This is a genomic window from Kitasatospora sp. NPDC097643 (assembly GCF_040302625.1).
GTDB lineage: Bacteria > Actinomycetota > Actinomycetes > Streptomycetales > Streptomycetaceae > Kitasatospora.
Window position 1 is genome coordinate 16,456 of sequence record NZ_JBEOSA010000054.1, and the last position, 22,003, is coordinate 38,458.

17 protein-coding genes and 3 tRNA genes are annotated in these 22,003 nt (G+C 71.5%); 6 read left to right on the forward strand and 14 right to left on the reverse strand.

The window, feature by feature from the left end; all coding sequences use genetic code 11:
• Positions 1-36: 36 nt before the first annotated feature.
• The 4 genes from ABTY15_RS28545 (at position 37) to pknB (ending at position 7,144) form a co-directional block, all read left to right on the forward strand.
• Positions 37-1,728, forward strand: a complete 1,692-nt coding sequence (locus ABTY15_RS28545; protein WP_350601642.1) for a PP2C family protein-serine/threonine phosphatase — start codon at positions 37-39, stop codon at positions 1,726-1,728.
• A gap of 160 nt (positions 1,729-1,888) precedes the next feature.
• A complete protein-coding gene (locus ABTY15_RS28550) occupies positions 1,889-3,265 on the forward strand; it encodes an FtsW/RodA/SpoVE family cell cycle protein (RefSeq protein ID WP_350601775.1) in 1,377 nt (458 codons plus the stop codon).
• A complete protein-coding gene (locus ABTY15_RS28555; protein WP_350601647.1) occupies positions 3,262-4,716 on the forward strand; it encodes a peptidoglycan D,D-transpeptidase FtsI family protein in 1,455 nt (484 codons plus the stop codon). Before ABTY15_RS28550 ends, ABTY15_RS28555 begins: the two co-directional genes overlap by 4 nt.
• A 274-nt stretch (positions 4,717-4,990) precedes the next feature.
• Entirely contained in the window at positions 4,991-7,144 is a 2,154-nt protein-coding gene (gene pknB, locus ABTY15_RS28560) for a Stk1 family PASTA domain-containing Ser/Thr kinase (RefSeq protein WP_350601651.1), read from the forward strand.
• 107 nt (positions 7,145-7,251) lie between these two features.
• Here pknB and ABTY15_RS28565 read toward each other — a convergent pair whose 3' ends face one another.
• The 5 genes from ABTY15_RS28565 to ABTY15_RS28585 all read right to left on the reverse strand — a co-directional run bounded on the left by ABTY15_RS28565 (position 7,252) and on the right by ABTY15_RS28585 (position 11,002).
• Positions 7,252-8,082 (reverse strand): class E sortase, encoded by an 831-nt coding sequence (locus ABTY15_RS28565; RefSeq protein WP_350601653.1) that lies wholly within the window; start codon positions 8,080-8,082, stop codon positions 7,252-7,254.
• 37 nt (positions 8,083-8,119) lie between these two features.
• Complete coding sequence (locus tag ABTY15_RS28570; protein ID WP_350601656.1) at positions 8,120-9,274, reverse strand: class E sortase; 1,155 nt, start codon at positions 9,272-9,274, stop codon at positions 8,120-8,122.
• Positions 9,275-9,279: 5 nt separating this feature from the next.
• The gene (locus ABTY15_RS28575; protein ID WP_350601659.1) at positions 9,280-9,933 is read right to left on the reverse strand and encodes an aminodeoxychorismate/anthranilate synthase component II; all 654 of its coding nucleotides are present in this window, start codon (positions 9,931-9,933) and stop codon (positions 9,280-9,282) included.
• Between the two features lie 55 nt (positions 9,934-9,988).
• On the reverse strand, positions 9,989-10,168 hold the full coding sequence (locus ABTY15_RS28580) for a hypothetical protein (RefSeq protein WP_350601663.1): 180 nt from the start codon (positions 10,166-10,168) through the stop codon (positions 9,989-9,991).
• 69 nt (positions 10,169-10,237) lie between these two features.
• Entirely contained in the window at positions 10,238-11,002 is a 765-nt protein-coding gene (locus ABTY15_RS28585; RefSeq protein ID WP_502893613.1) for a DUF881 domain-containing protein, read from the reverse strand.
• A 172-nt stretch (positions 11,003-11,174) separates the two neighbouring features.
• Here ABTY15_RS28585 and crgA point away from each other — a divergent pair, with 172 nt between their 5' ends.
• Positions 11,175-11,423, forward strand: coding sequence for a cell division protein CrgA (crgA, locus tag ABTY15_RS28590; protein ID WP_270145659.1), 249 nt, complete (start codon positions 11,175-11,177; stop codon positions 11,421-11,423).
• Between the two features lie 326 nt (positions 11,424-11,749).
• Here the strand turns inward: crgA and ABTY15_RS28595 are convergent, their stop codons facing one another.
• Positions 11,750-12,667 (reverse strand): rhomboid family intramembrane serine protease, encoded by a 918-nt coding sequence (locus ABTY15_RS28595; protein WP_350601669.1) that lies wholly within the window; start codon positions 12,665-12,667, stop codon positions 11,750-11,752.
• A gap of 161 nt (positions 12,668-12,828) precedes the next feature.
• Between ABTY15_RS28595 and ABTY15_RS28600 the strand changes: the two genes are divergently transcribed.
• Complete coding sequence (locus ABTY15_RS28600; RefSeq protein ID WP_350601672.1) at positions 12,829-13,692, forward strand: DUF5324 family protein; 864 nt, start codon at positions 12,829-12,831, stop codon at positions 13,690-13,692.
• Between the two features lie 91 nt (positions 13,693-13,783).
• Here ABTY15_RS28600 and ABTY15_RS28605 read toward each other — a convergent pair.
• The 8 genes from ABTY15_RS28605 to gyrB all read right to left on the reverse strand — a co-directional run bounded on the left by ABTY15_RS28605 (position 13,784) and on the right by gyrB (position 21,894).
• A tRNA-Ala gene (locus tag ABTY15_RS28605) sits at positions 13,784-13,856 on the reverse strand.
• A 203-nt stretch (positions 13,857-14,059) separates the two neighbouring features.
• Positions 14,060-14,188, reverse strand: a complete 129-nt coding sequence (locus tag ABTY15_RS28610; protein ID WP_014137031.1) for a DLW-39 family protein — start codon at positions 14,186-14,188, stop codon at positions 14,060-14,062.
• A 295-nt stretch (positions 14,189-14,483) separates the two neighbouring features.
• Positions 14,484-14,557 (reverse strand) — tRNA-Ile (locus ABTY15_RS28615).
• Positions 14,558-14,642: 85 nt separating this feature from the next.
• A tRNA-Ile gene (locus tag ABTY15_RS28620) sits at positions 14,643-14,719 on the reverse strand.
• A 16-nt stretch (positions 14,720-14,735) separates the two neighbouring features.
• The gene (locus tag ABTY15_RS28625; RefSeq protein ID WP_350601676.1) at positions 14,736-16,130 is read right to left on the reverse strand and encodes a class I SAM-dependent methyltransferase; all 1,395 of its coding nucleotides are present in this window, start codon (positions 16,128-16,130) and stop codon (positions 14,736-14,738) included.
• A 189-nt stretch (positions 16,131-16,319) separates the two neighbouring features.
• Positions 16,320-16,982, reverse strand: a complete 663-nt coding sequence (locus tag ABTY15_RS28630) for a DUF3566 domain-containing protein (protein WP_350601680.1) — start codon at positions 16,980-16,982, stop codon at positions 16,320-16,322.
• A gap of 225 nt (positions 16,983-17,207) precedes the next feature.
• Entirely contained in the window at positions 17,208-19,745 is a 2,538-nt protein-coding gene (gene gyrA, locus ABTY15_RS28635) for a DNA gyrase subunit A (protein ID WP_502893615.1), read from the reverse strand.
• 133 nt (positions 19,746-19,878) lie between these two features.
• Entirely contained in the window at positions 19,879-21,894 is a 2,016-nt protein-coding gene (gene gyrB / locus ABTY15_RS28640) for a DNA topoisomerase (ATP-hydrolyzing) subunit B (RefSeq protein WP_350601688.1), read from the reverse strand.
• Positions 21,895-22,003: the final 109 nt, after the last annotated feature.

A 22,003-nucleotide genomic window follows, 5' to 3' on the forward strand; every position in this document is an offset into this window, starting at 1 on the left:
CATCCCGTCCATGACCCAGAGGGGGGCACAGGTCGCATGACCCTGGTGCTGCGCTTCGCCGCCGGCTCCCACAAGGGACTGATCCGGGAGGGGAACGAGGACTCCGGCTACGCCGGGCCGCGGCTGCTGGCCGTGGCCGACGGCATGGGCGGCGCCGCGGCCGGCGAGGTCGCGTCCTCCGAGGTGCTCGGCTCGATCGTCCGCCTGGACGAGGACGTGCCGGGCGCCGACCTGCTGACCCTGCTGGGCGACGCCGTCCAGGGCGCCAACGACCGGCTCCGGCAGATGGTCGAGGAGGACCCGCAGCTGGAGGGCATGGGCTGCACGCTCACCGCCATGCTCTGGACCGGCCAGCGGATGGGCCTGGTGCACGTCGGCGACTCCCGCGCCTACCTGCTGCGCGACGGTGCCCTGGTGCAGATCACCCAGGACCACACCTGGGTGCAGCGCCTGGTCGACGAGGGCCGGATCACCCCGGAGGAGGCCGAGACCCACCCGCAGCGCTCGCTGCTGATGCGGGCGCTCGACGGCCGCGGCCAGGTCGAGCCCGACCTGTCGATCCGCGAGGTCCGGGCCGGTGACCGCTACCTGATCTGCTCCGACGGCCTCTCCGGCCCGGTGAGCCACCAGACCCTGCAGAACACCCTCGGCAGCTTCTACGCGCCCGAGCAGACCGTGCAGGAGCTCATCGAGCTCGCGCTGCGCGGCGGCGGTCCGGACAACATCACCTGCATCGTGGCGGACGTCATCGACGTCGGCGCCACGGACACCATGAGCAGCCAGTTCAACGACGTCCCGGTGGTGGTCGGCGCGGTCGCCGACACCCCGCCGTCCTCGGCCGCCGCCGACCGTTCGATCGCCGACACCCCGGCCGGCCGCGCGGCCGGCCTCGGGCGCGCCCCGCAGGGCGCCTTCGGCCCCGCCGAGGGCTACCAGGAGGGCTACGGCGCCGCCCAGGGCGACTTCGGCCCGGCCGAGGGCTACACCGAGGGGTACGGCTACCCCGCGGCCGAGCCCTCGGTGTACGGCACCGAGGAGTTCGACGAGGAGGAGGGCGGCAGCGGCGGACGGCCGCGCCGGCGCAAGCGCCGGGGCCTGACCGTCTCGATCGCCGTCCTGGTCACCCTCGGCCTGCTCGGCGGCGCCGGGTTCTTCGGCTACCAGTGGACCCAGGACCAGTACTACGTCGGCGAGGACGGCGACCACGTCGCGGTCTACCAGGGCCTCAACCAGAGCCTGGCCGGCCTGAGCCTGTCCTCGGTGCACACCACGTACAAGGACGTCGAGCTCAAGTACCTGCCGCAGGACCAGCGCGGCCACGTCAACAAGACGATCTCGGTCGGCAGCCTGAACGACGCCAACACGACCGTCCAGGAGCTGGACGGCTGGGTCAAGCTGTGCCGCAAGGTCGCCGACGCACGGGCCACCCAGGCGAACCCGACCGCGGCCGGCGCCGCGGCCGCTGCCCCGACCACCGCGCCCACCCAGGCCACCCACGCCGCGTTCACGGTGACCTCGCCCACCCCGGGCGAGAAGACCCGCGGCCCGGCGGCCGGGGCACCCGCCCCGACCACCACGCCCACGCCCTCGGCCACCCCGGCCCCGACGGCGCCGGGCACCACCGCGCCCACGCCGAACGCGACCACCCCGGCCGCGAGCACCCCCGGCGACCTGCCCGGTCTGACCGAGGAGGAGCGCAGCAAGGCCGACTCCTGCCCGAAGCAGTGACGTCCGTGATCCGACATAGGCCCGCCCGGCGCGGGCTTGCCGGCCGTCAGGGAGCGGTCACCACGTGAGCACCTACGACCTGAGCGGCTCCACCGGGCGGTCCGGCGAGCGCCGGACCGGGGCCGACCGCCCCGGCCCCCGGCGCCGGGGCAACACCACCATCTCGCCGCAGGGGGCGCCGAACCGGCGCAACACCGAGCTGGCGCTGCTGGCCTTCGCCGTCCTGCTGCCGGTCCTGGCGTACGCCAACGTGGGCCTCGCGATGGACGCGGCACTGCCCGGCGGGATGCTCGGCTACGGGCTCGGCATGGGCTCGCTGGCGCTGGTCGCGCACCTGCTGGTGCGCCGCTTCGCGCCGTACGCGGACCCGCTGATGCTGCCGATCGCCGCCCTGCTCAACGGGCTCGGCGTGGTGATGATCTGGCGGCTGGACAAGGCCGGGAAGCTGCTGCACAACAACTACCCCGCCGCGGCCAACCAGCTGATGTGGTCGGCCCTCGGGGTCGCCCTGTTCATCGCCGTGATGGTCTTCCTGAAGGACCACCGGGTCCTCCAGCGGTACACCTACATCTCGATGGTGGTGGCGCTGGTCCTGCTCGCCGCGCCGGCCTTCTTCCCGGCCCGGGCGGAGGACTTCGGCGCGAAGATCTGGATCCGGATGGGCAGCTTCTCCATCCAGCCCGGCGAGTTCGCCAAGATCATCCTGACCGTGTTCTTCGCCGGCTACCTGATGGTCAAGCGGGACGCCCTGGCCCTGGCCAGCCGCCGCTTCATGGGCCTCTACCTGCCGCGCGGCCGCGACCTCGGCCCGATCATCGTGATCTGGCTGCTCAGCCTGCTGATCCTGATCTTCGAGAACGACCTCGGCACGTCCTTCCTGTTCTTCGGCCTGTTCGTGGTGATGCTCTACGTCGCCACCGAACGGACCAGCTGGATCCTGTTCGGCCTGCTGATGTCGGTCGGCGGCGCGGTCGCGGTCGCGTCCACCGCCAGCCACGTCAAGGTCCGCATCGACGCCTGGCTCGACCCGATGGCCGCCTTCGGCCCGAACCCGCCGAAGGGTGCCACCGAGCAGATCGGCCAGTCGCTGATGGCACTCGGCTCCGGCGGGGTGACCGGCTCCGGCCTCGGCCAGGGCCGCTCCTGGCTGATCGACTTCGCCGCCAAGAGCGACTTCATCCTGGGCTCGTTCGGCGAGGAGCTCGGGCTGACCGGCCTGATGGCGATCTTCCTGCTGTACGGCCTGCTGGTCCAGCGCGGCCTGCGCACCGCCGTCGCCGCCCGCGACCCGTTCGGCAAGCTGTTCGCCGTCGGCCTGTCGTCGGCGATGGCGCTCCAGGTCTTCGTCGTCGCCGGCGGGGTCACCGGACTGATCCCGCTGACCGGTATGACCATGCCGTTCCTCGCCCAGGGCGGTTCGTCCGTGGTCGCCAACTGGGCACTGGTCGCGATCCTGCTGAAGATCAGCGACAGCGCCCGCCGACCCGGGGCCGAACCGGCCCCCACCACCGAGGGCCAGGGAGGACCCGCCCGATGAACAAGCCGATCCGCCGGGTCTCGATCTTCTGCCTCGTGCTGATCCTGGCCCTGATGGTGCGCACCAACTGGGTACAGGGCGTCCAGGCCGACTCCTGGGCCTCCAACAAGAACAACAAGCGCGCGCTCTACGACCGCTACGCCCACCCGCGCGGCAACATCATCGCCAGCGGCCAGCCGGTGACGAAGTCGGACTTCGTCGACGGCCTGCGCTTCAAGTACAAGCGCTCCTGGGTCGACGGCCCGATGTGGGCCCCGGTCACCGGGTACAACTCGTCCTTCCGGGCCGTCGGTCTGGAGGCGGTGGAGAACGACTTCCTCGCCGGCACCGACGACCGGCTGTTCTTCCGCAACACCCTGGACATGCTGACCGGCGAGCCGAAGAAGGGCGGCGACGTCGTCACAACGGTCAACGCCGCCGTCCAGAAGGCCGCCTACGACGCCATGGGGAACAAGAAGGGCGCCGTCGTCGCACTGGACCCGAAGACCGGCGCGATCCTCGCCCTGGTCTCCACGCCGTCCTTCGACCCGGGCACCATCACCGGCTTCGACGACTCCGCGACCAAGGCCTGGAACGACCTCAACGCCGATCCCAACCAGCCGCTGACCAACCGGGCGCTCAAGGGGACGTACCCGCCCGGCTCGACGTTCAAGCTGGTCACCGCGACCGCCGCGCTCGAGAACGGCCTGTACCAGAACATCGACGACGCGACCCAGACCCCGGACCCGTACATCCTGCCGGGCACCAAGACCGAGCTGAAGAACGAGAGCCCGAACGAGCGCTGCGAGAACGCCACGCTCAAGTCCGCGATGGACCAGTCCTGCAACACCGTCTACGCCAAGATCGGCGCGGACCTCGGCAAGGACAAGATGCGGGCGCAGGCCGAGAAGTTCGGCTTCAACAGCACCGTGGACGTCCCGGTCCGCTCCGAGAAGAGCATCTTCCCCGACAGCGCCAGCCTGGACGGCACCGCCCAGGACTCGATCGGCCAGCACGACACCAAGGCCACCCCGCTGCAGATGGCCATGGTCTCCGCCGCGATCGCCAACAACGGCAGCCTGATGCAGCCGTACCTGGTCGACCAGGAGCGCTCGGCCTCGCTGACCACCATCACCAAGCACACCGAGAAGCAGTACTCCCAGGCGATGAGCCCGGCCACCGCGCAGAAGATGCAGGACATGATGGTCTCGGTGGTCGAGAACGGCACCGGCAAGAACGCCCGGATCCCCGGCCTCCAGGTCGGCGGCAAGACCGGCACCGCACAGCACGGCGAGGACAACGCCGGTCTGCCGTTCGCCTGGTTCACCTCCTGGGCGAAGAACTCCGACGGCCAGTCGGTCGCGGTGGCCGTGGTCGTCGAGGACGGCTCCAACAACCGTGACGGCATCAGCGGCGGCCGGCTCGCAGCACCGATCGCCAAGGCGGTGATGCAGGCCGCGCTCGGCAAGTAGCGGACGAACGGCCGCGACCCGGGGCCGGGGTGAGTGGAATGTCACGATCGGCACCCCCGTCCGGATACCGGTCTGATATCGGCCGACGGCTGACTCCGGTCCGGCGTGGTACGACCGGTAGCGTATCCGCCAGCAGCGGGTGTGCCCGTTGCCGCCCGCGGGGCGACGTACGGTCCGGCCGGAGAACCGGTCGCGGCCCGCGCGTCGTCACTCAGAGCGTGCGGGGACACCTACGTCACAACCTCACCGGCGGGTGAGGGAGAGGGTCGGAACTATGGAAGAGCCTCGTCGCCTCGGCGGCAGGTACGAGCTCGGCGGCGTCCTCGGGCGCGGCGGCATGGCCGAGGTGTACCTCGGCCATGACACCCGGCTCGGCCGTTCCGTCGCAGTGAAGACGCTCCGCGCCGACATGGCCCGGGATCCGTCGTTCCAGGCCCGCTTCCGCCGCGAGGCACAGTCGGCGGCGTCCCTGAACCACCCCGCGATCGTCGCCGTGTACGACACCGGCGAGGACTACATCGACGGCATCTCCATCCCGTACATCGTGATGGAGTACGTCGAGGGGTCGACCCTGCGCGAGCTGCTGCACTCCGGCCGCCGGCTGCTGCCGGAGCGCGCGCTGGAGATGACCATCGGCATCCTCCAGGCGCTGGAGTACTCGCACCGGGCCGGCATCGTCCACCGCGACATCAAGCCGGCCAACGTGATGCTGACCCGGCAGGGCAACGTCAAGGTGATGGACTTCGGCATCGCCCGCGCCATGGGCGACGCCGGGATGACCATGACCCAGACCTCCGCCGTCATCGGCACCGCCCAGTACCTCTCCCCCGAGCAGGCCAAGGGCGAGCAGGTCGACGCCCGCTCCGACCTCTACTCCACCGGCTGCCTGCTCTACGAGCTGCTGACCGTCCGCCCGCCGTTCGTCGGCGACTCGCCGGTCGCGGTGGCCTACCAGCACGTCCGGGAGGAGGCGCAGCCGCCGTCCGTCTTCGACCCCGAGGTGCGCCCAGAGGTCGACGCGATCGTGCTGAAGGCGCTCGCCAAGGAGCGGGACTACCGCTACCAGAGCGCCGACGAGATGCGCGACGACATCGAGCGCTTCCTCGACGGCCTGCCGGTGGCCGCCGCCCAGCAGGCCGCCTACGGCATGGGCGCGGCCGGCTACGGCTACGACCAGAACGGCTACCCGCAGCAGCACGACCCGTACGGCCAGACCAACGTGCTGCCGCAGCAGCCCGGCGGCGGCCCGACCACCCTGCTGCCGCAGGCCGCCCAGCAGCCCGGCTACCCGGGCCAGGGCGGCTACCAGGACGACGGCTACGGCCAGACCTACGCCGGCGCCCCGGGCGGCGGCGGCCACGACGGCTACGACGACGGCTACGGCCAGGGCGGCCGCCGCCGCGAGGAGGAGCCGCCGAAGAAGAGCAACACCTCCTGGATCGTGCTGGCGGTGGCCGCCGTGCTGGTCCTGGTGGGCACCTTCTTCGTGGCCCAGGCGATGTTCAGCGGGGGCGGCGAGAAGGACAAGAAGGAGACCGCGAAGGTCGCCGCGCCGAACCTGGTGGGCAAGAGCCTGGCCGACGCCAAGACGGCCGCCGCGGCCGGCGGCGCCAAGTTCACGGTGACCGAGGGCGACAAGATCGCCTGCCCGGACAGCAACGTGAAGAAGGACCAGGTCTGCACCCAGAACCCGCAGGCCGGCAGCCAGGTCGCGGAGAACGCCGCGATCACGGTGCAGCTGTCCTCCGGTCCGGCCAAGGCGAACGTGCCCCCGGTGACCGGCAAGACCAAGGACCAGGCGACGCAGGCGCTGACCGCCGCCGGCTTCACCAACGTCACCACCGAGTACAAGGACGACGACTCCGCTCCGCAGGAGACGGTCATCGCCCAGGACCCGGCGGCCGGCGCACCCGGCGACCCGAGCGCCCCGGTCAAGCTGACCGTCTCTCAGGGCAAGGCCAAGCAGACCGTCCCGCCGGTGGTCGGCCAGCAGAAGGAGGCCGCGCAGTCCCAGCTGGAGACGGCCGGCTTCCAGGTCGACGCGTCGAAGAGCACGACGACCAACGACCCGACCAAGGTCAACACCGTCGCCTCGCAGACGCCCTCGGCCAACAGCAAGGCCCCGGCCAACTCGAAGGTCGTCCTGACCATCTACAAGGCGCCGGAGAAGGCCACCGTCCCGCCGCTGCAGAACCAGAAGCTGTCGGAGGCCACCGCGGCCCTGACCAAGGCCGGTCTGGGCTACACCGTGCTCGGCCCCCAGGACCCGAACGCGACGGTCCAGATGACCAACCCGCCGGCCGGCACCCAGCTGGACCCGAACACCCAGGTGCAGCTGTTCACCAAGGCGGCCGAGCCGACCAAAGGGGGCGACCCCTTCCCCCCCACACCCTCCGGCACCAACACCAAAGGGGGGAACGTCCCCTAAGCCCCTCTTCCCCTGGTTCTGAGGGCCGGGGCGTCCCGGAGCGAGACCGAGGGCCCGTCGCAGCGGCTGCGACGGGCCCTCGGGCGCTCTGCAAGCTTCCCGGGGTCTCAGGGGTGCCGCAGCTCCGGCGGCGGCGTCCGCTTGGCGTCCACGGCGTCCACCCGCACCAGGCTGCCCCAGACCGCCATCCGGTAGCGCGAGGTCAGCACCGGCGTGCAGGTGGTCAGCGTGATGTACCGGCCGGGGCCGCCGTAGCCGGAGCGCGCCGGCACCGGCGCGACGATGCCGGTGTCGTACTTGGACGTCTCCGGCAGGGTGTTGTCGACCTTGTAGACGTACCACTTGTCCCTGGTCTCGACGACGACCGCGTCGCCCTTGTGCACGGCGTCCAGGTCGTGGAACTTGGCGCCGTGGCCGTCCCGGTGGGCGGCCAGGGCGAAGTTGCCGGCCTCGTCCCAGGGCATCGCGGCGCGGTACGGCTGCTCGTACACCCCGGCCACGCCGTCGTCCAGCACGTCGGCGCCGGTGCCCATCCGGATCAGCACCTGGTAGTCCCGGCCCATCGCCGGGACGTGCAGGAAGCCCACCGCGTCCCCGGCGTTGTACGAGGCCGTGGGCGGGGCGCCGGGCGCGGGCGTCGCGCCGGGGGCCGCCGTCGAGGGGGCTGCGGTCGGGCCGGCCGCCCAGGAGTCGCGCAGCTGGTCGGAGGCCGCGGCCGCCGAACGGTCCGCCTGCACGTTGGTCCACCACAGCGAGTAGGCCACGAACAGGGCCAGCACCAGCCCCAGGGTGATCAGGACCTCGCCGAGGACGCCGAGGGCGGCCAGCGCCCGGCCCCGCCCGCGCCGGGCGGGCGGCGGACCGGGGGCGGGCTCCGGCTCGGGCCGCGGGAGGGCCTCCCCGGCCGGATCCGCCGACTGCGCCCTCTGCTCCGTCATCTCCGGTGCTCCCCCTCCGTGCCGGGCCTCCGGGCGGCTACCCGCCCGTGATCGCGGCCGGCTTGCCTTGGCTGCGCGGCCGTTCGTCGATCATCTTGCCAAAGACGATGAGACGGAACTTGGAGGTGAACTCCGGGGTGCAGGTGGTCAGCGTGATGTACCGTCCGGCGCCGCCGTACCCGGCGCCGTTGGGCACCGGCTTGATCACGCTCACGTTGTTGGGGGAGGTCTCCGGGATCCCGCCGGTGATCTCGTAGGTGTAGTAGGCGGTGGCCGTCTCCACCACGACCTTGTCGCCCTTGCCGAGCTCGTTGATGTACCGGAACGGCTCGCCGTGGGTGTTGCGGTGCGCGGCCAGCGCGAAGTTGCCCGCCTTGTCGGCCGGCATCCCGGTGCCGGTGTAGTGGCCGACCAGGCCCTTGTCGAGCACCGCCGACTTGGAGGTGCCCTCGGCGATCGGGAACTTCAGCCCCAGCTTGGGCAGGTAGATGATGGCGAAGCCCTTGCCCGGCGCGAACGCCTCCGGCTTGGCCGGGTCCGGGGCCGGCTGCCCGGGGGCGGCGGGCGGCGCCTGGGCCGCGGCGTCGAACTGCTGCTCCAGCTGGTTGCGGGCGCCGTCGGCGGCCGCGTCGGCCTGCACGTTGGTCCACCAGAGCTGGTACGAGACGAAGAGCAGCATCACCACGCCGAGCGTGATGCACAGCTCGCCGACGAACCGCGCGGCCACCACGGCCTTGGACTCCTTGGGCCGCACCCGCCCGGCGCCGGCCCGGCCGCTCGCCCGGCGCCGGCCGCCGCCGGAGCGGACCGAGGTCCGGCCCCGGGCGGCCCGTCGGCGCTCGGCGCGGCCGCCGGTGGGCGGGGCCGGTTCGGCGGCCGCTGCGCCGCCGACGGTGGGCAGCCGCAGCTGGAGGGTCTGGTCGGGCAGCCACGGGTACTCGGGCCCGGCCTCCGCGGGCTGCTCGGCCTGCTCGTACACCCCCCAGGCGTCCTCGGCCGCGCCCTGACCGGGCTGGCCGGGCTGGCCGGGCTGGCCGGGGTACGGCGGCTGGAGCTGTCCCGGGTCGATCCGCTGGGTCGGGTACTCGGCCGGGTACGTTCCATCGCCGTACTGCGCGCCGCCGTACTGCTGCCCGTCCCCGTACGGGCCCGCCTCCGGCTGGTAACGCCCCTCCGGACGCAGCGCGGTCACGCCGCTCAGCCCCGGCCGATCACCGGGGCGAGCCCGGCCGAACGGTCCACGGCCTGCGGATCGCCGCACTCCGCCAGCCAGTTCGCGAGCATCCGGTGACCGCCCTCGGTGAGCACCGACTCGGGGTGGAACTGCACGCCCTCGACCGGCAGCTCGCGGTGCCGCAGCCCCATGATCACGCCGCTCTCCGTCCGGGCGGTGACCGCCAGCTCGGCCGGCACGGTGGCCGGGTGGACGGCCAGCGAGTGGTAGCGGGTCGCGGTCAGCGGCGAGGGCAGGCCCGCGAACACTCCGCCGTCCTCGTGCTCGACCAGCGAGGTCTTGCCGTGCAGCAGCTCCGGCGCCCGGTCGACCACCGCGCCGTACGCGACCGCGATGGACTGCAGGCCCAGGCAGACGCCGAACACCGGCAGCCCGATCCGCGCGCAGTGGTGCACCATCTCGATGCAGACCCCGGCCTCCTCCGGCGCACCGGGACCGGGGGACAGCAGCACCCCGTCGAAGCCCTCGTCGCCCGCGCGGCGGACGGCGTGCTCGACCGTCACCTCGTCGTTGCGCACCACCTCGCAGGTGGCGCCGAGCTGGTACAGGTACTGGACCAGGTTGAAGACGAAGCTGTCGTAGTTGTCGACGACCAGGATGCGGGGCTGGGTGGTCATGCGCGTGCGGTCTCCGTGGGATACGCGGGCTGGGGGACTGGCGTGGTCCGGCGGGTCAGCCGGCCGCGGCTCCGTCGCCGCCGTCCACTGTGACGTCACCGAAGGGGAGCAACGGTTCCGCCCACGGGAAGACGTACGTGAACAGGAGGTAGACCACCCCCAGGACGAGGAGCAGCGAAATGACGGCCCGGACCAGGGTGTTCCCCGGAAGGTGACGCCAGATCCAGGCGTACATGGTGCTCCCTCGACGTAGCGGACTGGGGTCAAGAGTAGACCCGGGATCAACAGCCGGAAGGCCGCTCCGTTACGGCTGTCCACCCGCCGAGCGCAGGTCGGTGGTACCGGAGTAGCCCGGAAGGGTCAGTTCGCCGCTCTCCTGGAGCTTCCAGCCGAGGCCGTACGCCTGGACGTACTTCAGGTAGGTGTGGATCGTCGGGTCGTCCAGCACCGCCGCCTTCAGGGAGTCCGTGCGGCCCACCGCCCTGACCACGTACGGCGGGGAGTAGACCCGGCCCTGGAGCAGCAGGGTGTTGCCGACGCAGCGGACGGCGCTGGTGGAGATCAGCCGCTGGTCCATCACCTGGACGCCCTCGGCGCCGCCCCGCCACAGCGCGTTGACCACGGCCTGGATGTCCTGCTGGTGGATGACCAGGTCGTTGACGCCGGGCTCGGGGACGTTGGGGATGCGCGCGGTGGCGTTCGGCGGGGCGTCGTTGAGGGTGACGGTCACGCCGCCGCCCTGGAGGGGCTCCAGGGCGGTGCCCAGCCGCAGGCCGTCCAGTCGGGCGGTGTCGGCGGGGTCGCGGCTCTGCTGCTGGGTGAGTTCCTGGGCCCGGTCCTGGAGGTCGGCCAGCTGGGACTGCGCCTGCTGGTTCTGCGAACTGCGCTGGCGTATCACGTCGCTCAGGCTCAGCAGCGAGTTGTCGGTCCGCAGGTCGGTGCCGCGGGCGGTCTGTGCGCTGATGTAGAAGAGCAGACCGGCCAGGGCGAAAACCGCGCAGGTCAGGGCACGCCCGACAATTCGGATGCCGGAGCGGCGGGTAGCGGTCGGCCGAGGGGGAATCGACAAATTAGGCACCGTACCCTTATCTCCTTAAGACCCGCCGAGCCACTACGCTAACGGACGCCGGTGGCACGTGCGGGCGAGGTCCCCATAGCGTTCCGCACAGCCCACCACCGGCCCGACCCACCCCCGCTGCACCCCTGCGCGGTCTCACAGCGCATCGACAGGAGAGCTCCTCGTGCCGAAGTCTCGACTCCGCAAGAAGTCCGACTACACCCCGCCGACCACGGCCGCGGTGAAGATCAGTTCGGGCCGCGGGTGGGTCGCCCCGCTGATGCTGGCGCTGTTCCTGATCGGCCTGGTGTGGATCGTCACCTACTACGTGACCAGCGGCAGCTACCCGGTCGAGAGCTGGCGGAACTGGAACATCCTGGTCGGCTTCGGCTTCATCGCCGCCGGCTTCGGCGTCTCCACCCAGTGGAAGTGACGGGCCGCTCCTCCTGAGCCGCCGACACCGCCGTCCCGGAGCTTCCGACCCGGGGCGGCGCTCTCGCGTGCCCGGAAACGGACGGAAAACCGTCCGGCCGTCCACACCATCAGACAGTCATGCTTATCCACATGGTTATCCACACTGGGGAAAAGTCCCCACAGCCTGTGGATAACTTTCCCGGCGCGGACTTTCCACAGCTGTGCACAATGCTCCGGAAACGACCGACCCGTACAGCAGGACGCGCGTAGAACAGTCGTCCGCACCCGGGCCGTCGCACAGCCTGTGCACAACCCCGCACCCGTTGTGGACAACCCTGCGGAGCGTCACGCGCCGTAGCGGGCCATCCCGATCAGCACCATCCCCAGCACCACCAGCGCCGCGCCCGCCACCGCCAGCACCTGGACGAGGCCCCGGCGCTCCCGCGGGGCGTACATCAGACCGACCGCGACCAGAGCGCCGACCACCAGGCCGCCCAGGTGCGCCCGCCAGTCGATGTGCAGGCCGCTCCTCGTCTGCGAGAAGGTGACGATCAGGTTGAAGATCAGCACCGCCAGCACCGGGCCGAGCGGGCCCTTGTCCCGGACCTGCATCACCACCGTGGCGCCGATCAGGCCGAAGATCGCACCGGAGGCCCCGACCGAGATGAGCTTGTCGCCCGCCACCAGGAAGGCGAAGGCGCTGCCGGCCAGACCGGAGAGCAGGTAGAGCGCGAGGTAGCGCAGCCGGCCGAGGGCCGCCTCCAGCCCGGGGCCGAACCAGGCCAGGGCCAGCATGTTCATCCCGATGTGCCACCACTGGAGGTGCAGGAACGTGCCGGTCAGCAGCCGGTACCACTGGTCCGCGCCGTCCGCGACGCCGTCCGGGCCGCCGACGACCGACCGCCCGACGCTGTACAGCGCCCAGACCTGGCCGAGCCGCGGCGCGAGCACGTAGGCGGCCAGCACGAAGACCAGCACGTTGATCCCGATCAGGATCTTGGTGACCAGCGCGTCGTCCGAGACCGGTGCCCCGCCGTACCGGGTGGTGGCCCGCCGCGCCCGGGCGTTCCCGCCGCTGACGCACTCGGGGCACTGGAAGCCCACCGAGGCGGCGACCATGCACCGCGGACAGATCGGCCGCTCGCAGCGGGTGCAGGAGACACCGGTGGCCGTCTCCGGGTGCCGGTAGCACCCGGGCAGTCCGTCGCCGGGCCCGGACCCCCGGGCCCCGTCGGTCGGCGTCCTCGGCTCGTCGGGGACCATCAGCGGCTTCCCTTCCCATGCGCGCCCACCGGAGCCGCCAGCCTACTGCGGCCCGCCCCGCGCGTACGGCCCACTCCGGAATGCCATCGGACAAATCAGGATGCATGATCAGCATTCAGGTGGATATGTGCATATAGGACGCCACCCAGGAGGAGAGACCCGTGACCCGTTTGGACTCAGCTCGTGAGACGGCCAGCAAGACCCGGGACACCGCCGCGCACCTCGCCGACGGTGCCAAGGCGCGTCTGGGCCCCGCCCTGGACGCCCTCGGGCCGAAGGCCGCTCAGGCCGCCCAGGGCCTCCGGGTCCAGTACGAGAGGCATGTCGCCCCGCAGTTCGGTCACGCCTTCGCCAGCCTGCCGCCCGAGGCCCAGCAGAACGTCCTGAAGGCCTTCCACCGGGCCCAGGAGGCCGCCCTGGCGGCCCGCCTGTCCGCCGCCCGCGCCGCCGGCCAGGCCCGCACCACGGTCGGCCCCAGGGTCGTCCAGGTCGTCGAGGAGACCCGGGCCGTCGTGGTCCCGGTCGCCCAGGAGGCCCAGACCCGGGGCGCCGCCGCGCTGACCGCCCTCCAGGGGCACGTCACCTCCGCCGAGATCAGCGAGCTCGCCGCCCGGAACGTCCGCAAGGAACAGCACAACGGCTGGGCCACCGGCCTCGCCGTGGCCGGCGCGGTGGCGATCGGCAGCGGCGTCCTGGCCTGGCAGTGGTGGCGCCGACACAGCAACCCGGAGTGGCTGGTCGAACCCCCGTCCGACCGGGCCCAGCCCCCCGGTGCCCACGCCGCCGGCTCCGCGGCCCCGGTCAACGGCTCCGCCCCCACGGGCACTCCCACGAACAACCCCGAGGACAACCCGCCGGACCCCTCGGCCGACCCCTCGGCGAACCCCACGAGCGGCTCGGGCGACTCCCCGTCCGGATCCGCCGGGCCCGGCGCCGGGACGGCCACCCCCAAGCCCGGTCCCCCGCCCGGCAAGCCCGCCGAGGACGACCGCCCCAAGCCGCACGACCCGCGCAAGCCGCACTGACCCGGCTCCGGCGCCCCGCGCCGGGCCCCGGAAACGACGATCGGCCGCTGACCCGGATTCAGGTCAGCGGCCGATCGGCTGCCAAAAGCTGTGGAGCATAGGAGACTCGAACTCCTGACATCTGCCTTGCAAAGGCAGCGCTCTACCAACTGAGCTAATGCCCCTCGACGGCACCGCGGGTGCCGACGGGCACTAGCGTACCGGGTTCCGGCGCGTTTCCCAGCGCCTCCCCCGGGCCGACCGAACCCGCCGAGGCGGGACCGGGCGGTGCCTGGGCCCGGCCGGCCCGGTCTGGTGACCGGCCCGGCGGACCCGGGAGGCGCGGTCAGCGCCTCCGAAGATCGTCGATCGTCAGATCGCCCGGAGCTCAGCGACCGGCCGGGACCGGGTCGGTGGCCTCGGTCCACAGGTCCTGCTCGGCGCGGTCCGCCTGGACCTGACGGTAGACAAAGAAGCCGCCGAGGGCGACCAGGGCGACCAGGAGAAGCTTCTTCACCGCGGGACCTCGTCCTTCTTGCGTTGGTGGACTCAAGAGCCGGTGCTCCGGCCGGACTGACCGGGCCGACGAGTCCAGATTGTTTCGATCACGCATGGGCGGCCGGGTGCCAGACTGCCCACGCGGCCGATGATACACACCGGTGTCCCAATCGTGACCAGCCACCGCTGCCGCCAACCCGGCGGTCGGACCGGAGGATTGACGCCGTACCTCCTGTCGTACGGTCGGCCCGCGCGGCCCGCCCGCGAAAACGTCGAAGGGCCCGGAGTGGATCACTCCGGGCCCTTCGGGGAGGTGGGCCTAACAGGACTTGAACCTGTGGCCTCTTCCTTATCAGGGAAGCGCTCTAACCGTCTGAGCTATAGGCCCTCTCTGGACAGAGAGCGTACCGGAAGCCGGCCGATCCGCGAAAACGTCGAAGGGCCCGGAGTGGATCACTCCGGGCCCTTCGCGGTGGTGGGCCTAACAGGACTTGAACCTGTGGCCTCTTCCTTATCAGGGAAGCGCTCTAACCGTCTGAGCTATAGGCCCTTGCCGCACTGAAAGATTAGCGGACCGGCGGCCGATCTCCCAAATCCGTATCGGCGCGGCTCGCGGCCGGCACCCCCGCGACCTGCTTCGGCGCCCGCGCGGCCGGGCGCAGCAGCCACTCCTCGCGGGTGGCCGGCAGGCCCGAGGAGCCCTCCGCGGTGCCGCGGACGGCGAGGACCTGGTTGACCCCGATCCGGTTCTGCTCGAAGGCGAGCGCGCTGGCGGCCATGTACAGCCGCCAGACCCTGGCCCGGCCCCGGCCGACCAGCCCGACCGCCTCGGACCAGTGCGCCTCCAGGTTGGCCACCCACTCGCGCAGGGTCAGGCCGTAGTGCTCGCGCAGCGCCTCGACGTCCCGGACCTCGAAGCCGGCCTCCTCCAGCCGGGCCACGGTGGAACCGACCGGGGAGAGCTCGCCGTCCGGGAACACGTAGCGGTCGATGAAGGGGCTGGTGCGGTGCGGTTCACCCGGGTGGTCGGGGCGGCGGGCGATCTGGTGGTTGAGCAGCCGGCCGCCGGGCACCAGCAGCCGGTACAGCCCCTCGGCGTAGACCCGGTACTGCTCGGAGCCGACGTGCTCGGCCATCCCGATGCTGGAGATCGCGTCGAACGGGCCGTCGTCGATCTCCCGGTAGTCCTGGAGCCGGATCTCCACCCGGTCGGCCAGACCGGCCTCCTCCACCCGCCGGCGGGCCAGCGCGACCTGCTCCCGCGAGATGGAGACGCCGACCGCCGTGACGCCGTAGTGCCGGGCCGCGTGCAGCAGCAGCGAGCCCCAGCCGCAGCCGACGTCCAGCAGGCGCAGGCCGGGCCGCAGGCCGAGCTTGCGGCAGATCAGGTCGAGCTTGGCCTCCTGGGCCGCCTCCAGGCTCTTCGACTCGGGCGTCCAGTAGGCGCACGAGTAGACCATGGACGGGCCCAGCACGAGCCCGTAGAAGTCGTTCCCGACGTCGTAGTGGTGGCTGATGGCCGCGCGGTCCCGGTTGCGGCTGTGCAGCCGCCCCTGGGCCCTCCTGACCTCCTCCGGGGGCGGCGTGGGCTCGGGGCCCAGCGCCCCGGCCCGCAGCAGCGCCGCGAGGGCCCGGCGGCCCCCGGCCCCGAGCGCCTCGCGCGGGCCCAGCCGTAGCCGGCGGACCTCCGGCAGCTCGGCGAACCGGCCGACCGCCGACAGCACCTCGTACAGGTCGGAGTCGTGGGCGATGTCCAGGTCACCGGAGACGTAGGCCCGGGCCAGGCCCAGCTCGCCCGGCTGCCAGAGCAGCCGGCGCAGCGCCCGGCGGTTGCGCAGCACGACGGCGGGCGCCCCGGGCGGCCCGGCGACGCTGCCGTCCCAGGCCTGCACCCGCAGCGGTGCCGGGAGCCCCAACAGCTCTTCCAGGGCCTCGACCAGTTGACCTGCGAGCTTCGCCACCGCGCGCCTCCGTCCAGCCGTCCTGCGGAACCTCACCTCACCCGGCCGGGCCGCTGCCAGGCGGCACGCCGCGGGGGGAGCCGGCTGTCACCCGAATGCCGACGGGCCCCGCAGGCTGGAACAGCCTGCGGGGCCCGTGCATTCCGCCTGGCGACGGAAGGGTGACCGAGGGTCAGGATCCGGCCGGGATCAGTCCTCTTCGGCCAGGGTCAGCTCGACGCCGCCGGTGAAGCCGGCCGCGGCGTTGTAGATGAACGCGGAGAGCGTGGACAGCGCGGTCAGCAGGACCACGTCGACCACGGCGATCAGCGCGGTGAAGGTCATCACCTTGCCGAAGCCCACGTAGTCCATGAGGTTGATGCCACCGTTGCTGTCCGAGCCGGTGACGTCCTTGAGGGTCTTGGTCAGCGAGTCGAAGACGCCGAGCGAGTCCAGCGTCATCCACAGCACCGCCGCGGCCACGATGATGATGATCCCGACCGCCAGCGACAGCAGGAAGCTGACCTTCATCACGGACCACGGGTCGACCTTGGTCACCCGCAGCCGGGCCTTGCGGGTCCGGCCGAGACCCGGGCCGGCGGCCGCGGGCGCGGCGGCCGGGCGGCGCGCCGCCCCGGGGACGGGCGTGCCGCCGGGCGGGGTGGCGCCCCCGGTCCGGGTGCCCCGGGCCGGGGTCGGCTGCCCCTTGGCGTACGTGGTCGGCTGCGAGAAGCCGCCCGCGCCCGGCGCCGGGGTGCCCGGCGGCGGGGGCGTGGCCTGGCCGCCGTACGTCCCGCCGCTCTGGCCCGCCGCGCCGACCGGTGGCATCAGCGAGGTGGACGCGGCCGAGTGCTCGGCCGGCGGCTGCGGCACGCCGTACGCACCCCCGCCCTGCGCGCCCGGACGGCCGCCGGAGGGTCCTCCCGCAGCACCCGTGGCTCCACTCACCTGGTCCTCCCGCACTTCCCACCAGGGCGGCGGCACCGCCCTGCTTCGTCACTCGTCATCCAGCGCCCGGCGGGATTGCCCGGAACTGGTCGGCGGCCGGTGCCGTCGCGTCCTCTCTCTGGACGCCACGGCACCGGCCCGGGGTTCGGTTCAGGCCTCGGCGTCGTCGCCGACCGCCGGCCCCGTCCCCTCGGCCGTCTCGGTGGACGCGGTGTCCGTGACCTCGTCCTCCGCCGTCTCCTCGTCCTCGGCCTCCGCGTTGCGGGCCATGCCCACGACCGCATCGCGCTTTCCGAGGTTGATCAGTTGGACGCCCATGGTGTCACGTCCGGTTTCACGAACCTCGGAAACCCTCGTACGGATCACCCCGCCCGACAGGGTGATCGCCATGATCTCGTCGGTGTCGTCGACCACCAGCGCACCGACCAGCGAGCCCCGGCCCTCGACGATCTTCGCCGCCTTGGTGCCGTAGCCGCCGCGTCCCTGGACACGGTACTCGTCCACCGCGGTGCGCTTGGCGTACCCGCCGTCGGTCGCGGTGAAGACGTACGTCCCGGGCCGGACGACGTTCATCGACAGCAGCTCGTCGTCCTCGCGGAAGGCCATGCCCTTGACGCCGGAGGTGGCGCGGCCGGTGGACCGGAGGGCGTCGTCGGTCGCGGTGAAGCGGATCGACTGGGCCTTCCTGGAGACCAGCAGCAGGTCGTCCTCGGGGGAGACCAGCTCGGCGCCGATCAGCTCGTCGTCCCGGCCCTCCTCGTCCTGGCGCAGGTTGATCGCGATCAGGCCGCCGGAGCGCGGGGAGTCGTAGTCCTTCAGCGGGGACTTCTTCACCAGGCCGGCCCGGGTGGCGAGGACCAGGTACGGCTTGTCCTCGTAGGTGCGGACGGCCATCACCTGGGCGATGTGCTCCTCCGGCTGGAAGGCCAGCAGGTTGGCCACGTGCTGGCCGCGGGCGTCGCGCCCGGCGTCCGGCAGCTCGTAGCCCTTGGCGCGGTAGACCCGGCCCTTGTTGGTGAAGAACAGGATCCAGTTGTGGGTCGTCGTCACGAAGAAGTGGTCGACGATGTCGTCCTGCTTCAGCTGGGCGCCGCGCACGCCCTTGCCGCCGCGCTTCTGCGAGCGGTAGAGGTCGGAGCGGGTCCGCTTGACGTAGCCGCCACGGGTGATGGTGACGACGATGTCCTCCTCGGCGATGAGGTCCTCGATGGAGAGGTCGCCGTCGGAGGGGATGAGGGTGGAGCGCCGCTCGTCGCCGTACTTCTCGACGATCGCGGTGAGCTCCTCGGAGATGATCTCCCGCTGGCGGGTCGGCGAGGCCAGGATCGCGTTGTACTCGTCGATCCGGCGCTGAAGCTCGTCGTGCTCGTCCGTGATCCGCTGGCGCTCCAGGGCGGCCAGGCGGCGCAGCTGCATCTCCAGGATGGCGTTGGCCTGGAGCTCGTCGATCTCCAGCAGGGCCATCAGGCCGCTGCGGGCGGCGTCGGCGCTCGCCGAGGCCCGGATCAGTGCGATGACCTCGTCGATCACGTCCAGGGCCTTGAGCAGCGCGCGCAGGATGTGGGCGCGCTCCTCGGCCTTGCGCAGCCGGAAGGTGGTGCGCCGGACGATGACCTCGACCTGGTGGTTCACCCAGTGCCGGATGAAGGCGTCCAGCGACAGGGTGCGCGGCACGCCGTCGACCAGGGCCAGCATGTTGGCGCCGAAGTTGGTCTGCAGCTCGGTGTGCTTGTACAGGTTGTTGAGCACGACCTTGGCGACCGCGTCGCGCTTGAGCACGACCACCAGGCGGGTGCCGGTGCGGGACGAGGACTCGTCGCGGACGTCCGCGATGCCGGCGATCTTGCCGTCCTTGACCAGGTCGGCGATCTTCAGCGCGAGGTTGTCCGGGTTGACCTGGTACGGCAGCTCGGTGATCACCAGGCACTGGCGGCCCTGGATCTCCTCGACCTCGACCACGGCGCGCATGGTGACCGAGCCGCGGCCGGTGCGGTAGTAGTCGTCGATCCCGCGGCGGCCGACGATCAGCGCGCCGGTGGGGAAGTCGGGGCCCTTGATCCGCTCGATCAGAGCCTCCAGCAGCTCCTCGTTGGAGGCCTCCGGGTGCTCCAGCGCCCAGAGCGCGCCGGAAGCGACCTCGCGCAGGTTGTGCGGCGGGATGTTGGTGGCCATGCCGACCGCGATGCCGGTGGCACCGTTGACCAGCAGGTTGGGGATGCGCGCGGGCAGGACGGTCGGCTCCTGCGAGCGGCCGTCGTAGTTGGGCGCGAAGTCGACGGTCTCCTCGTCGATGTCGCGCATCATCTCCATGGCCAGCGGCATCATCTTGCACTCGGTGTAGCGCATGGCCGCCGCCGGGTCGTTGCCCGGGGAGCCGAAGTTGCCGTTGCCGTCCACCAGCGGCATCCGCAGCGACCACGGCTGGGCCAGGCGGACCACGGTGTCGTAGATCGAGGTGTCACCGTGCGGGTGGTAGTTGCCCATCACGTCGCCGACGACGCGGGCGCACTTGTAGTAGCCCTTCTCGGGGCGGTACCCGCCGTCGTACATCGCGTAGAGCACGCGGCGGTGCACCGGCTTGAGGCCGTCGCGGACCTCGGGCAGCGCACGGCTGACGATCACGCTCATCGCGTAGTCGAGGTACGAGCGCTGCATCTCGGTCTCGAGCTCGACCGGCTCGATGCGCATGGTCGCCTGGGCGGTGGCCTCGGCGGCCTCGGGGGTCTCGGGCTGTTCGCCGTCGGGACGGTTGTCGTCGACCACTGGTGGTCAGTTTCCTTTCACGCGGACTGGTACGTGCTTCGCTGCCGGTCGGGCGGCGTCACACGTCCAGGAAGCGGACGTCCTTGGCGTTGCGCTGGATGAAGGAGCGACGGGCCTCGACGTCCTCGCCCATCAGCACGGAGAACAGCTCGTCGGCGCGGGCGGCGTCCTCCAGGGTGACCTGGAGCAGCAGCCGGTGCTCGGCGTCCATGGTGGTGACCCGGAGCTCCTCGGCGTTCATCTCGCCGAGACCCTTGAAGCGCTGGATCGCGTCGTCCTTGGGGAGTCGGCGCCCGGCCTCGACCCCGGCGGCGATCAGCGCGTCGCGCTCGCGGTCGGAGTAGGCGTACTCGAAGTCGTCCTTGCCCCACTTGATCTTGTACAGCGGCGGCATGGCCAGGTAGACGTACCCGGCCTCGACCAGCGGCCGCATGAAGCGGAACAGCAGGGTCAGCAGCAGGGTGCGGATGTGCTGACCGTCGACGTCGGCGTCGGCCATCAGGACGATCTTGTGGTACCGGAGCTTGGCCTCGTCGTAGTCCTCCTGGATGCCGCAGCCGAAGGCCGAGATCAGCGCCTGGACCTCGGTGTTCTGCAGCACCTTGTCGATCCGGGCCTTCTCGACGTTCAGGATCTTGCCGCGGATCGGGAGGATCGCCTGGGTGCGCGGGTCACGGCCCTGCTTGGCCGAGCCGCCGGCGGAGTCACCCTCGACGATGAAGATCTCGCACTCGGACGGGTCCTTGGACTGGCAGTCCGAGAGCTTGCCCGGCAGCGAGGCGGACTCCAGCAGGCCCTTGCGACGGGTCAGGTCGCGGGCCTTGCGGGCGGCGACGCGCGCGGTGGCGGCCTGGATGGACTTGCGGATGATGTCCGCGGCCTCGTTGGGGTTGCGGTCCAGCCAGTCGTTCAGGTGCTCGTGGACGACCTTCTGGACGAAGGTCTTCGCCTCGGTGTTGCCGAGCTTGTCCTTGGTCTGGCCCTCGAACTGCGGCTCGCCGAGCTTGACCGAGATGATCGCGGTCAGACCCTCGCGGATGTCCTCGCCGGAGAGGTTGTCGTCCTTCTCGCGGAGCAGCTTCTTGTCCCGCGCGTAACGGTTGACCAGGCCGGTCAGCGCGGCGCGGAAGCCCTCCTCGTGGGTACCGCCGCCGTGCGTGTGGATGGTGTTCGCGAAGCTGTACACGCCCTCGGTGTACGAGGAGTTCCACTGCATCGCGATCTCCACCGAGATCGCCTTGTCCTTGTCCTCCGCCTCGAAGTCGATCACCGAGGGGTGGACCGGCTCGCCCTTGCGGGAGTTGAGGTGCGCGACGAAGTCGGCGATGCCGCCGTCGTACTTGTACGTGACGGTGAGCGGCTGGCCGTTCTCGTCGACGTGCTCGGGGCGCTCGTCGGTCAGCGAGATCGACAGGCCCTTGTTGAGGAAGGCCATCTCCTGGAAGCGCCGGGAGAGCGTCTCGAACGAGTAGACCGTGGTCTCGAAGATGTCCGGGTCGGCCCAGAAGGTGACGGTGGTGCCGGTCCGGTCGGTGGCCTCGCCCTTGTGCAGGGGACCGGTCGGGGCGCCCATCTTGTAGTCCTGGAACCAGCGGTGGCCGTCCTTGTCGATCTCCACGGAGAGCCGGGTGGACAGCGCGTTCACCACGGAGACGCCGACGCCGTGCAGACCGCCGGAGACGGCGTAGCCGCCGCCGCCGAACTTGCCGCCCGCGTGCAGGACGGTGAGCACGACCTCGACGGCGGGCTTGTCCTGGCCGGGGACGATGTCCACCGGGATGCCGCGGCCGTTGTCGACGCAGCGGATCGCGCCGTCGGCCAGGATCGTGACGTCGATGGTGTCGGCGTACCCGGCCATCGCCTCGTCGACGGAGTTGTCCACCACCTCCTGCACCAGGTGGTGCAGGCCGCGCTCGCCCGTCGAGCCGATGTACATGCCGGGGCGCTTGCGGACGGCGTCGAGGCCTTCCAGCACCTGGATGTTGCTCCCGGTGTAGGAAGCCTGGTCGGTCTGGTCTGGGGTCTGGCTGGGGTTGCCGGAATCGGCCACGAAGCGCCCTCTCTGGCACAGCACGGGCCGCATCCCCACCCCGTATGGGCGGGCGTGCGACCACGGCGTTTCGACTCGGTTGCCACTAGCAACAGTGTTTGGCTCTCAGTCTACCGGTACGACTGACAGAGAT

Coding starts and splice junctions, on each gene's coding strand:
- ABTY15_RS28545 (WP_350601642.1), top strand. CDS start 37: ATGACCCTGGTGCTGCGCTTCGCCGCCGGCTCCCACAAGGGACTGATC.
- ABTY15_RS28555 (WP_350601647.1), top strand. CDS start 3,262: ATGAACAAGCCGATCCGCCGGGTCTCGATCTTCTGCCTCGTGCTGATC.
- pknB (WP_350601651.1), top strand. CDS start 4,991: ATGGAAGAGCCTCGTCGCCTCGGCGGCAGGTACGAGCTCGGCGGCGTC.
- ABTY15_RS28565 (WP_350601653.1), bottom strand. CDS start 8,082: ATGACGGAGCAGAGGGCGCAGTCGGCGGATCCGGCCGGGGAGGCCCTC.
- ABTY15_RS28575 (WP_350601659.1), bottom strand. CDS start 9,933: ATGACCACCCAGCCCCGCATCCTGGTCGTCGACAACTACGACAGCTTC.
- ABTY15_RS28580 (WP_350601663.1), bottom strand. CDS start 10,168: ATGTACGCCTGGATCTGGCGTCACCTTCCGGGGAACACCCTGGTCCGG.
- ABTY15_RS28595 (WP_350601669.1), bottom strand. CDS start 12,667: ATGGTCCCCGACGAGCCGAGGACGCCGACCGACGGGGCCCGGGGGTCC.
- gyrA (WP_502893615.1), bottom strand. CDS start 19,745: ATGCGCATCGAGCCGGTCGAGCTCGAGACCGAGATGCAGCGCTCGTAC.